The organism is Candidatus Binatus sp., assembly GCF_030646925.1.
Classification (GTDB): Bacteria; Desulfobacterota; Binatia; order Binatales; family Binataceae; genus Binatus.
Genome location: NZ_JAUSKL010000070.1, coordinates 1 through 10,799 on the forward strand (window position 1 = coordinate 1; position 10,799 = coordinate 10,799).

15 protein-coding genes and 1 tRNA gene are annotated in these 10,799 nt (G+C 57.7%); 9 read left to right on the plus strand and 7 right to left on the minus strand.

Features of this window, described 5'->3' with window-relative positions; all coding sequences use genetic code 11:
* Window positions 1-62 precede the first annotated feature (62 nt).
* The 6 genes from Q7S58_RS12805 (at window position 63) to Q7S58_RS12830 (ending at window position 2,452) form a co-directional block, all read left to right on the plus strand.
* Window positions 63-139: transfer RNA gene (locus tag Q7S58_RS12805), tRNA-Met, on the plus strand.
* Between the two features lie 169 nt (window positions 140-308).
* Window positions 309-593, plus strand: a complete 285-nt coding sequence (locus tag Q7S58_RS12810; RefSeq protein ID WP_304826039.1) for a hypothetical protein — start codon at window positions 309-311, stop codon at window positions 591-593.
* Between the two features lie 14 nt (window positions 594-607).
* The gene (locus Q7S58_RS12815) at window positions 608-802 is read left to right on the plus strand and encodes a hypothetical protein (RefSeq protein ID WP_304826042.1); all 195 of its coding nucleotides are present in this window, start codon (window positions 608-610) and stop codon (window positions 800-802) included.
* A gap of 150 nt (window positions 803-952) precedes the next feature.
* On the plus strand, window positions 953-1,249 hold the full coding sequence (locus tag Q7S58_RS12820) for a hypothetical protein (protein WP_304826045.1): 297 nt from the start codon (window positions 953-955) through the stop codon (window positions 1,247-1,249).
* Between the two features lie 34 nt (window positions 1,250-1,283).
* Window positions 1,284-1,865 (plus strand): hypothetical protein, encoded by a 582-nt coding sequence (locus Q7S58_RS12825; RefSeq protein ID WP_304826048.1) that lies wholly within the window; start codon window positions 1,284-1,286, stop codon window positions 1,863-1,865.
* A 125-nt stretch (window positions 1,866-1,990) separates the two neighbouring features.
* On the plus strand, window positions 1,991-2,452 hold the full coding sequence (locus Q7S58_RS12830; protein ID WP_304826051.1) for a hypothetical protein: 462 nt from the start codon (window positions 1,991-1,993) through the stop codon (window positions 2,450-2,452).
* A 497-nt stretch (window positions 2,453-2,949) separates the two neighbouring features.
* Here the strand turns inward: Q7S58_RS12830 and Q7S58_RS12835 are convergent, their stop codons facing one another.
* On the minus strand, window positions 2,950-3,459 hold the full coding sequence (locus tag Q7S58_RS12835) for a hypothetical protein (protein WP_304826054.1): 510 nt from the start codon (window positions 3,457-3,459) through the stop codon (window positions 2,950-2,952).
* 206 nt (window positions 3,460-3,665) lie between these two features.
* On the opposite strand from Q7S58_RS12835, the gene nthB reads away from it, so the two are divergent.
* From nthB to Q7S58_RS12850, 3 genes are read left to right on the plus strand one after another with little or no spacing between them, the layout of a single operon-like run.
* Complete coding sequence (nthB, locus tag Q7S58_RS12840; RefSeq protein WP_304826057.1) at window positions 3,666-4,382, plus strand: nitrile hydratase subunit beta; 717 nt, start codon at window positions 3,666-3,668, stop codon at window positions 4,380-4,382.
* Window positions 4,379-5,014, plus strand: a complete 636-nt coding sequence (nthA, locus tag Q7S58_RS12845) for a nitrile hydratase subunit alpha (protein WP_304826060.1) — start codon at window positions 4,379-4,381, stop codon at window positions 5,012-5,014. Before nthB ends, nthA begins: the two co-directional genes overlap by 4 nt.
* A complete protein-coding gene (locus Q7S58_RS12850; protein ID WP_304826063.1) occupies window positions 5,011-5,295 on the plus strand; it encodes a nitrile hydratase accessory protein in 285 nt (94 codons plus the stop codon). Before nthA ends, Q7S58_RS12850 begins: the two co-directional genes overlap by 4 nt.
* A 111-nt stretch (window positions 5,296-5,406) precedes the next feature.
* Here the strand turns inward: Q7S58_RS12850 and Q7S58_RS12855 are convergent, their stop codons facing one another.
* From Q7S58_RS12855 to Q7S58_RS12880, 6 genes are all read right to left on the minus strand, one after another.
* Complete coding sequence (locus Q7S58_RS12855) at window positions 5,407-5,952, minus strand: DUF4340 domain-containing protein (RefSeq protein ID WP_304826066.1); 546 nt, start codon at window positions 5,950-5,952, stop codon at window positions 5,407-5,409.
* Window positions 5,949-7,385 (minus strand): Gldg family protein, encoded by a 1,437-nt coding sequence (locus Q7S58_RS12860; protein WP_304826069.1) that lies wholly within the window; start codon window positions 7,383-7,385, stop codon window positions 5,949-5,951. The genes Q7S58_RS12855 and Q7S58_RS12860 overlap by 4 nt, the downstream gene beginning before the upstream one ends.
* Complete coding sequence (locus tag Q7S58_RS12865; protein ID WP_304826072.1) at window positions 7,367-8,203, minus strand: ABC transporter permease; 837 nt, start codon at window positions 8,201-8,203, stop codon at window positions 7,367-7,369. Before Q7S58_RS12865 ends, Q7S58_RS12860 begins: the two co-directional genes overlap by 19 nt.
* A 38-nt stretch (window positions 8,204-8,241) precedes the next feature.
* Entirely contained in the window at window positions 8,242-9,195 is a 954-nt protein-coding gene (locus Q7S58_RS12870; protein ID WP_304826075.1) for an ABC transporter ATP-binding protein, read from the minus strand.
* A 210-nt stretch (window positions 9,196-9,405) separates the two neighbouring features.
* Complete coding sequence (def, locus tag Q7S58_RS12875; RefSeq protein ID WP_304826078.1) at window positions 9,406-9,948, minus strand: peptide deformylase; 543 nt, start codon at window positions 9,946-9,948, stop codon at window positions 9,406-9,408.
* Between the two features lie 18 nt (window positions 9,949-9,966).
* A complete protein-coding gene (locus Q7S58_RS12880) occupies window positions 9,967-10,656 on the minus strand; it encodes a phospholipid-binding protein MlaC (RefSeq protein WP_304826081.1) in 690 nt (229 codons plus the stop codon).
* Window positions 10,657-10,799: the final 143 nt, after the last annotated feature.

Sequence of the window (10,799 nt, forward strand, 5' to 3'; positions counted from 1 at the left end):
TTCGGCATCGAGCGCGCTCTTTCGCGGCGCAATCGCGCACGCTACATTTGACGATTCCCGGTGGCGACGTAGCTCAGTTGGTTAGAGCATGCGGCTCATATCCGCAGTGTCGTAGGTTCGACTCCTACCGTCGCCACCAACAATCTCCCGCTTCACGCCCAGTTCTTTTAATTTCCTCGCCAACTCGAGGCTGACAACTTGTTGTTCGAGGGGCGTTGATTCGGGTATATAACTTCGTTATATTGCCAAGATAACACACCCCTCCGAGACAGCAAGTTCGGGTTGGGGATAAGTGGAGGTCCAGGAAGATGGACAATTTCGAAACAATAAGGAGGGCTGGTTTTCGAGAGTTGAAATTTCAGCCGCCATTCGTCTGGTGGATGAATTGGAAAATCAGGATGTGTTTCAGATTTGACGCGGTCGAGGACGCCACCGCCAAATGGTTAACCAAAACGCTCAAGGAGAAAGTGCCACCGGGCGAGTTTGTATTTTACTACCCGCCTGGAGTTACGCGGCGGTCGGATACCTGTGACGCTCTGCTTGAGACACTTCGGATCTTCGAACACCGCTCGGATATGCGGACAGTGGAATAACGGGAGAGAGTTAGATGGAAAACAAATTCACTTACGGCGAAGTTGTGCTGGAATCGGCAAACGGACATCATCGGTACAAATTATTTATCACCGATGAAGGCAGGCTGGCGGCGGTTCGATTGTTCCCAGAACCGCTAGAGGGCTCGTGGAAGAGTAAGGGGATGCCAAAGATACTTGCTTGGACGGGTCCGGACGGAATCGCGCATTGAAAACCGTTGTGCGACGGCGAGGTCAGGATGATGAGAAATCAAGGGAAGCGGTGTATGGCTTGCGGGCGGGTCTACAAATTACGACATACGTGTCAAAAGGGGCGGCGGCGAAGTATGCGCCGTCCAAGCGGGAGAGGGAGGTAGGGTTCCATGACCAATTTTGAGCTGTTGGAAAAGGCGAAGTTCAAAGAATTTAAGAGTAGTCAGGTTCCGTTCCCGTGGTGGGTCAATAAGGGAGCAAGAATGGCTTTCAGTTTTGCGGCGGTCGAGGACGCCGACTTGGAGTGGCTTTCAGGTCGCAGCCGAGAGAGCGAGGCGGCCGACGAGTTTCTTTTTTACTTTGCGTACGGTGAACAGATGAATCTTGATCTTTGTGACAGAATCCTGAGCCAGCACGGCATTGAGAACGTAGCACCTACACCACAACTAATTGTTCCTCGTAGATAGGTGTAGGACTCAGAATCGGTCAACGGGGGTAAGCGTGGAAATTCCCGAAGCTGCAGAAAAGAAAGAGAAGTCCTTTCTGACGCGCATAGCCGGATGGCCGGGCATGATTGGTGCCTACGTTCTTGGCCGTATTTTCGGATGGACATTTCTATGGCCGATGTTCGGTTCGATTCTGTCGGGAATTCTGGCTGTGCGTTTCTTAAAGCCCCGCCATTTGCCTCTCGCCCCTGCCCTTGCCTTACAAGGAGGCCAACTGAGCTGGCTTCTAGTCGCACTCTTTTTCCTTTTTGGGGGTTTCGGATCACCTGCTAACATTCCCGCGGGAGGATATGAGTCTTATCCGTACGGGCAAATACTAGATGTTGTTATTCAGATAACCCTGATCCTTTGGGTTGCGTTCCGTCCCACTTTCCCGGCTATCATCACCGCCAGCCTGTACAATGTGATTGGCCTCGCAAATCATGTGTTCTCACTTACAGCATCAAGTGTTTCCGTCGCGGATGAAAAAGGTCTCGCGATACATATGCTGCTAAACGTCGGGATTATCGTCTTGCTCTTCTTTGGACTTTTCAAAGTACGGAGCGAAGCACGGGCCAGCGCAAACGTAAGACTTTAGACGGTGAAAAAGGGGACGCTTAGAGAGGTAACAGAAATGCCAAATTCAGGGATTGATTTAGACTCGGCGGTTGCGAATATGGACTTTTGATGTGTGGATTCCTGGATGGGTGGTCGTGGTCATGGGTGCCGGTACTGTTTTGGTATTTGCAGGGAGCGCTAACGCTGGTAATTGCGGTCGTCGCGGTCAACATTGCCCGCCAACAATCGAAGACGAGCGCGGAGAAACTGAAATTTGATCTATTCGATAAGAGATATCGCGTCTTCGAAGAAATTCTAACCCTGCTCAAAATTATGTATCCAAAGGGAACGGTTGAGCTTATTGACATCGCTACGTTCAACGGGCGGACAGTCGAGTCTAAGTTCCTCTTTGGGAACGAGATAGTAGAATACATTAAGCAGATTTCCGATCATGCGCAGACGTTAGAAACGGTGAATTCTGAAATGCGAGATGCTTTGAATGGTGTGCTCGGGAGTGACCGGCTCAAACTCGTGCAAGAGAGGCGCGAGGTAATGCAATGGGTAAGAGATCAGTTTAATGTCGTCGGAGAAAAATTTAAGAAGTACTTGGACTTCACCAAATTGTAGGGTTTCACTAGAATCCGTTCGCCTCAAAAATCCACTGTGTTGATTTTGTACATTTCGGCCGTTTATTGACCGTTTTCGGCGTACCCTGCGCATTGAAAAACCTAATTGTTTAGTGGTTTCGTAGAGTCGAGATCGTCCGACTCCTACCGTCGCCACCATCAAATTCTTTCCCTCAAATGATTCAATCGATTCGTTTGATCCGACTGAGAGCGTAACGGACCAGTCTAGATTCAGGATGAAGGAGTCAAGGAACTAAGGATTGATTGGCGTGAGCGTCGGCGGGCGATCCGGAACCCTCACCTACCCGCCGCAGAGGCGGCGGGCCTCCTCTCCCGTAAAATAACGGGCGAGGTATAAAGACTCGATTCGCCGTTCTACTAGCAGCGCGGAGCGCGCATCCTCTTTTATTGCGATTCGGCCCTGCGGCCCGAAGTCGGCTTTCGCGTCGCGACGGGAAGCGTGAAACCGTGGAGGTTTCGGAGATTGTTCTTCCTCTACTATTTCTGGCTGCCTGCGATAGCGCCTAACTCGTTAGTGCGATGGTTCGCGTGGGCGGCGACGCGATCCTTCGCTCCCAACGCATCGCGTTCGCGAGCGGGGGTGGCCGGCGCCTCGAAAATCAAATCGCTTGCGCGAATCCACAGATAGAGCGTGATCAAGACCAGCACGGGGCCCTGGGTCGCGACCTCGCGCACGTGTGACAATTCAAAGCGCACTGGCAAGTAAGTGATCGCGAAAGCGAGATGGCCGGCGACGATCTGAGCCATGTAAATCAGCGCGAACACCACGCTCCACGCCTGTTCGGCCAGGATACCGGCGCCAATCACCCAGAAGATCCCGGCCTCGAGCAGCAGCACGATCCGCTCGTTCTCGAAGTTGAAAAAAGTCGCGCGCACGATCGCGTGCAGCGGGTCGGCCAGCATGAAATCGCCATCAACGAAGAGCGCGACCGTCAAAAGGAATAACGACCACGCGATCGCGAAAATCGCGAATGCCTTCAAATCCAACGGCCAGTATTTTTTTCGATTGGTTGTCACGGGCGTGAGGCCAACGGTAGCAGTGCGGCACTGAGCGCATCAAGGACAAAGTAATGTCGATACCGCGACGGCGAGACTACTCGTCTCGCGCATGCAAACGCTCCGACGCTATGGGATCGCAACGATGCTTGGTACGCTTGCCCCGACCAACCGAAGTCCACGATAATCCGAGTCCGATGAACGGCGTGCACGACATGGGCGGGATGGACGGGTTCGGACCCGTGCTGCCGGAGCAGAACGAGCCGGTCTTTCATGCCGACTGGGAGCGGCGCGTCTTTGCGATCATGAACCACTCGTTCGGTTTCGCCGGGTTCAACATCGATGAGTTCCGCCATGCGATCGAGCGTATCCCGCCGGCGCGCTACCTCGCGTCGAGTTATTACGAGCGATGGCTCGGGGCGCTCGAGACGCTGATGGTCGAGCGCGGCGTGGTCACGCGCGAGGAGTTGATCGCCAAGCAATCGCCCGGCGTCGATACTGAATCGCTCGCGCGTGCAGTAAAAACGAATCCGCCAGCTCCGTCGAAGGATCGTGCGAGGGCAAAATCGCCGCGCGCGCGATTCGTCAAGGGCGATTCGGTCCGCGCGCGCAACCTGAATCCGTCGGGACATACGCGGCTGCCGCGCTATGTGCGCGGCAAGCGCGGCGTTATCGTGCGCGATTGGGGCGTGTTTGTTTTTCCCGACACCAATGCGCATCACGCCGGAACCAGGCCGCAGCATTGCTACTCCGTCAGCTTCGACGCGCGCGAGCTATGGGGCAAATCGGCCGAGCGCGGCCGTCTCAATATCGATCTCTGGGAAGATTATCTCGAAGCCGATCGCACCAATTCGCCGAAGCAAAAAACAAAATCGCCGACGAAGATCGCGCGCATTGGCAGGAAAAGCAAATGAGCGAAAATCATCACGACACCAGCGAAAGCGGACCGGTCGCGCGCGTCAAGGCGCTCGAGACTCTGCTCGCCGAAAAAGGACTGCTCGATCCCGCCGCGATCGACGCGGTCGTTGACACCTACGAAACCAAGGTCGGGCCGCGCAACGGCGCGCGCGTCGTCGCGAAAGCGTGGACCGATCCTGCGTATCGAAAACGACTGCTCGACGATGCGACCGCGGCGGTCGCGGAACTCGGCTACGCGGGCCCCGAAGGCGGCCATCTGGTCGCGATCGAGAACACCGATCGCGTCCACAACCTCGTCGTATGCACGCTGTGCTCGTGCTATCCGTGGCCGGTGCTCGGATTGCCGCCGGTCTGGTACAAGAGTTTCGCGTATCGGTCGCGCGCGGTGAGCGATCCGCGCGGAGTGCTGAAGGATTTCGGCACCGAGTTGCCGAGCGACGTCGAGATTCGGGTCTGGGATTCGAGCGCGGAGATTCGCTACCTGGTGATTCCGCAACGTCCGGCCGGCACCGAGAAGATGACCGCCGACGAACTCGCCGAGATCGTCACGCGCGATTCGATGGTCGGCGTGACCAATGTCGCGGCGCCATCGCGGCGCGGCGACAAGTCTAAGCGGGCGGGCAAGTGAGCGTCGCCGCGGCGCTCGATCAGATCGTGCAGGCCGCGCGGCTCGATCCCGAGCACGTCTTCAGCGCGCCGTGGGAGGCGCGGGCGTTTGCGATCGCGCTTAAGCTTTCGGAGGCCGGCGTTTTTAGCTGGGATGAATTCCGCGAGCGCTTGATCGCCGAGGTCGCCGCGTCCGACCGAGTGCACGAGCGCGACGGCACTTCCGATCACGGCGAATACTATGAGCATTTTCTGCGCGCGCTCGAGCGAATGCTCGACGACAAGGGAATCGTGCGGAGCTAAACTCCGAGGATTACCCTTGCCTCCGCTCCGCTCCGGCGCGGGAGCACCTGCGGTGCTGGCTCGCGAAAGCTCGCCTTCAGTCAGATTCACATCGACGATCGTTTTGTCGTTTCACGCGTTCTTGCCCTGCTTGCCCTCGATCCACTGAAACATCAGGCCCTGGTAATAGTCGAGGTTGCGCCCGAGCAGGAAAACTTTGGGCACGCCGAGCACCTGCGCATAGACGGCGGTGTGAGTGGGATTTTCGTTGCCGAAGGCGAGCTTGATCGGCTGCGCCCTGTCCTTCGCCTCGATCGTGATCTCGCTGCGCGGATGATCGAGGCCGAATTGCGCGAGATCTTTTGAATCCTCCGAGACGACTTCGACCGACTTGGCGCTCACCAGCAACTGCACCAGCGCCGCCATCAAATCCTGCGGGATGAACTTTCCCTGTGGCGCGACGAGTTGGTAGAGCTTGCCGTCCGGTCCCTTCTGAAACCGCAGCGACTCGTTGGGCCGCGTGATCGCGATCGCTTCGATGCCGTTCTCAATTTTTAACAGGCTCTCTTCCTTTTGTTGTAGCGCGCCGCCGGGTTCAATCTTGGGTATTGACCAATAGTAAATCGGCAGCAGGATGAAAAAGACCATCGTGTAGAAAATTGCAGGCCGTGTTCTCAAGCGAAGAACCTCCTGCGCACGAACACCGAGGTGGCGATCAGGAACAGGATTCCGGGCAGCATCACGGTGCCGAGCATCAGGAGCCGCCGCGCCTGCTGATCGCTGATATAGAAGGCTGCGGTCTCGGTTTTGTTCAGACGCTCGCGGCTCGAAATCAGCATCTCATCGCCAGCCATTTCGTTGATCAGGCTCACCGACAATTCCTTGTTGCCGAGCATCTCGACGAATTGATTCGACGCAAACGCCGAACTGCCGAGTCCGATGATCCGCGTCATCGAGATCAGCGGGATATGCGGGTTCGCGGCTGGCGCATAGTCAACTTCGGAGCCCACCGGAATCGGGCCCTTCACGTCGCGGCCCGCCTGAAACTCGGTGATACCGGTTGTCAGCGCCTTCGGATCGCCCGACGCCCAGCTTTCGTGCGACGACTGCAAGAACTTGCTCTCCTGCTCGAGGGTCAGATTGTCGGGCGCCGACGCACCGACCGGCGCCGTGATCATCACGCCGCGCGCCAGCGAAAATACTGTCGGCGCCGTGATACCGCGGCTGATCGCATTGTCCTCGGCGCGCAGCGGAATCTGCGTCGTCAGAATCTCCCCCGCGGTCAAACGGTAAGCGGGATCGACCAGCACCTGCGGAATGAAATCGAGATGATACTGCTTCAAGAATTCGACCAGTGACGGCGACCCGAACGGATCGATCATCGCGACGTAATGTCCGCCATGATCGAGATATTTCACCAGCGCCGCGAGTTCCTCGGGCAGGAAATCCTTGCGCGGCCCCAGCGAGACGACCACCTTCGCATCGTCGGGCACGCCGCTCGCGAACAGCGATACGTTGTCGATCTGATAATTGTTCTGTTCGAGCAGGCCGCGCCACACCGAGTAGCCGTTGGCGCGATCGGTATCGAACATGTCGCGTTCGCCGTGGCCGATCGTGAAATAGATGTGCTTGTTGGCCTCCTGCGAAATTTGCAGCACCGCCGGAATCAGCAGCTCGGAGCGCGCATTGTCGAAATCGCGGCGCCGTCCCTGCGATTCCACCACCACTTCGCCGTAACTGGTCACCCCATATTCGCGCGCCATGCCGGGCGCCTTGTTGACGTCGATCACCTGGTACGTCAGGCGCGGCGTGAACGCGGCGGCCTGGAACAGCAAATCGGCAAGCTCGAGGTAGGCCGCATCTTCGGTGCGCACGAACGCCATCACTTTGACGTTGTGCGTCAAGCCGCCGAGCACGCGTTTATCGAACTCCGAGAGCGAGAATCGCTTGGTCGGCGTGAGGTCCCACCGGACGTTGTAGTGACCGATGATTGCGTTGGCGATTCCCAGCATCGCGCCGAACGCCGCCACCGTGTACAGCAGGACCAGGTAGTTGGTCCAGAGCGCGCCGCGTCCCGACCCGGATGATTTTTCTAGCGCCGGCCGGTCCACTTGCGTGCCTCCATCGAGCGCAGCGTCAGGAACAGGAAGAACACGATGAAGAAAACGAAGTACGTCACGTGATCCAGATCGATCACGCCCTTGGCGAATCCGCCGAATTGATCGAACAGCGAGAACGCGCGCATCACGCTCATCCACGAGTTCTGAAACACCGCCTCGTTCCAGTTGATGATCCAGAAAAACAGCAGCATCGTGATCGTCCCGACGCCCGCCATCACCTGGCTCTCGCACAGTGACGAGATGAAGAGACCGCACGCGATAAACGCGCATCCGAGCAAAAACAACCCGAGATATCCGGCGAACAGCGGGAACAGCGGGAACCGATGGATGCTATAAAGGAAGACCGGGTAGAGCACTGTCAGCGCGAGCATCATGAAGAAGATCGCGACCGACGCGAGGAACTTGCCGCCCAGCACTTCGCCGTCGCGCAGCGGATAGGTGTAGAGCAATTCGACCGTGCCTAATTTACGTTCCTCCGCAAATAAACGCATCGTGATGAACGGCAAGGTCAGCAGCAGGCAGAGCCGGATATCCGCGAACAGCAACTGCCAGTAGTTCTGCATGATGTCGCGCGCGAATGCGATCGTCACGAAGTAAACCAGGTCGGTGTAGGCATAGTAGCCGGCCAGCACCAGGAAGATGCCCGACAAAACGTACACCAGCGGAAAGGCGAAATAGGAGCGCAATTCCTTGCGCATCACCGCGAACATCCGGACTAGCGAAAAGCCCGTACCCGCCGCGCGAATCGCCGCGCGACGCGAATCGGTCGCGGCATGCGCCGCTTCGAGTGTCGCCGCACCGTTAGCCATCGATTACCTCAGTCCTCCGCGCGTGGATGCCGCCGCGATCAAACGCGCTCTTCCTTAGTGACGAGCCGCATGAACAAATCTTCAAGGCTCATCGCGACCGGCTTGACCTCGAGCAGGTTCCATCCATGCTGGACTACGCACGCCGCCAGCGCCGAGCGAACCTCCTCGCCGTGTCCGCTCGATAGCGCGATGAAACTGCAGACGCCCGGCGCCCCGCCGTCCACCGGACGATCCTGCAACCGCTCGACATAGTTCACCGCGCTTAGCGCCTCGCGCACCATCGGCGCCGGCCCGCCGACGGTGATCAGCGTCTGATCGGTGCCTTGCATCTTCGCAGTCAGTTGTTCCGGGGTGTCCTGCGCGACAATAATACCGCGATCGATGATCAGGACGCGCCGGCAGGTCATATTTATTTCCGGCAGGATATGCGTCGAGAGCAGCACCGTCGATCGCCCTGCCAGAGAGAGAATCAGCTCGCGGATTTCGACAACTTGCCGCGGATCGAGGCCGACGGTCGGCTCGTCGAGAATCAGCACTTCGGGATCGCTCAGAATTGCCTGCGCGATTCCGACGCGCTGCCGATATCCCTTCGAGAGCTTGCCGATAAGCTTGCGGCGAACTTCCTTGAGCCCGCACGTCTCGAGCGAAAATTCGATTCGGTCGCGGGTGGTCTTCGCGTCGAGTTCCCGCACGCGCGCACCGAACTCCAATAGCGCGGTGACGGTCAGGTCCGGATACAGCACCATGTTTTCCGGCAAGTATCCAACGCGTCGGCGCGTCTCCAGCGAATGCTCCGCCACGTCAAGTCCGCCGATCAGTGCGCGCCCCGAAGTGGGCGGAAAAAAGCCGGTCAGAATCCGCATGATCGTCGTCTTGCCGGAACCATTTGGCCCGAGCAATCCGATGATCTCGCCTTTCTCGACCCGGAACGATACGTGGTTTACCGCAAGTGTGGCGCCGAAATATTTGGTAAGGTCCTGGACCTCTATCATGAAGCCTGCTTTAGCCCGCCGCGCGCTCCGCTAATCTCGCACACCAGCCCGGTCGCGAGGCTCAGCAACAAACGGGTCTGTCTTGATTGATTCAGCTCGCTCGAAGTGCGACCCACGCGCATTCTAGGAACGCCGAGCGGGTGAAGTCAATTCAGTTTATGATTGCGCAAGGGCAAGACCGTCGACCGCGAATATCCGGCGAACCGCGGCTCATTCCGGCGGCCGCGACGGCAGGATGAACCGCTGCCACTCCGGCAGAAAGCCCAGCGACCGCAGATCGAGCATCCGATCCAGGTACACCTCGCCCTTCAGATGATCTGTCTCGTGCTGAATCACCCGCGCATGAAAATCTGATACGACGAAATCCAGCGGCTCCCCATTGCGGCCCAGCGCCGTCACGCGCAATTGCTTGAAGCGCGGCACGCGCCCGCGCAGATCCGGGATACTGAGGCATCCTTCGAATTCATCCACCGGCGTGGAATCGAGAATCGTCACCACCGGATTGATCAGCACCGTCAGCGGCACCGACGGCATCTCGGGATAGCGCGGATGATTCTCGACCTCGAGCACCGCTAGCTGAATCGACAGATGCACCTGCGGGGCGGCCAGTCCGACGCCGCTGTATTCATGCATCGTTTCGACCATGTCGTCGATCAATTTCTGAAAGTCGTGCGTCTTGATCTGATCGATCGCCACCGGCGCCGCGATCATCCTGATCGACGGATAGCCCAGCCGCGCGACCTTAAGAATCATGCTGCACCCACGCTCGACCTATTTGGCCAGCGAATCTCCGAGCGCCTGCGCCTTCTGCCGCATGATGCTGATCAGCTTGTCGTAGCCGCCGCTATTCAGCACTCGATTGAACTGGTTGCGATAATTCGCGATTACGCTGATCGCCTGGATCGTCAGGTCGTAAATCTTCCACTGGTTTCCGTCGCGCCGCATCAGGTAGTTCACCTGCAAGGGATCCTTGCGATCCTGCAGCGCCACCGTGCTGAATACCTCGGCGTAGTCGGAGCCGTCGGCCCGCTCGTTGGTGAATTGAATCGAGGCTGACTTGATTGTCTGATCGATCTTTTCGACCGAGTACTTTTCGATCCGCGAGAGGTAGATGTCCTCGATAAACTTGGTGAAGAGCGGCACGAACTCGGCCTTCTGGTCCGGCGTAAAATTGCGCCAGTGATAGCCGATTGCCGAGCGCGCCATCTCGGCGAAATCGAAATGGCTTTCCGCAATCGCGCGCAGCTTTTGCTCGCGATCGGTCTGCGAGATGTCTCGGTCTTTGAAGACTACAGTGGTCTGGTCGATGATCGTTTTCACCGACGCGGTCGCACCATTCGCCGAATCGACCGGTTGCGCTTGCGCTGATGCGCACAGCATCACGACGGCGAGTATCAGCGTCAGCAGCGAAAAAGACGTGGATGCGAGCGCGCGAGGATTACCAAAAAAACGACAAATCATCAGATCGAGAATTATCCGATACTCGGCGGCTGATCCAGCCGGTGCCGAATTGTGCTTAATTTCCGCGAGGTTAGATTGATTCGAGGCTGCGCGTCGATGCCGTCCGCCGCCGCTACACCATCGGGCTGTTCTTCAATTGCTTA

Coding starts and splice junctions, on each gene's coding strand:
- Q7S58_RS12815 (WP_304826042.1), top strand. CDS start 608: ATGGAAAACAAATTCACTTACGGCGAAGTTGTGCTGGAATCGGCAAAC.
- Q7S58_RS12820 (WP_304826045.1), top strand. CDS start 953: ATGACCAATTTTGAGCTGTTGGAAAAGGCGAAGTTCAAAGAATTTAAG.
- def (WP_304826078.1), bottom strand. CDS start 9,948: ATGATTCTTAAGGTCGCGCGGCTGGGCTATCCGTCGATCAGGATGATC.
- nthA (WP_304826060.1), top strand. CDS start 4,379: ATGAGCGAAAATCATCACGACACCAGCGAAAGCGGACCGGTCGCGCGC.
- nthB (WP_304826057.1), top strand. CDS start 3,666: ATGAACGGCGTGCACGACATGGGCGGGATGGACGGGTTCGGACCCGTG.
- Q7S58_RS12880 (WP_304826081.1), bottom strand. CDS start 10,656: ATGATTTGTCGTTTTTTTGGTAATCCTCGCGCGCTCGCATCCACGTCT.
- Q7S58_RS12870 (WP_304826075.1), bottom strand. CDS start 9,195: ATGATAGAGGTCCAGGACCTTACCAAATATTTCGGCGCCACACTTGCG.
- Q7S58_RS12810 (WP_304826039.1), top strand. CDS start 309: ATGGACAATTTCGAAACAATAAGGAGGGCTGGTTTTCGAGAGTTGAAA.
- Q7S58_RS12865 (WP_304826072.1), bottom strand. CDS start 8,203: ATGGCTAACGGTGCGGCGACACTCGAAGCGGCGCATGCCGCGACCGAT.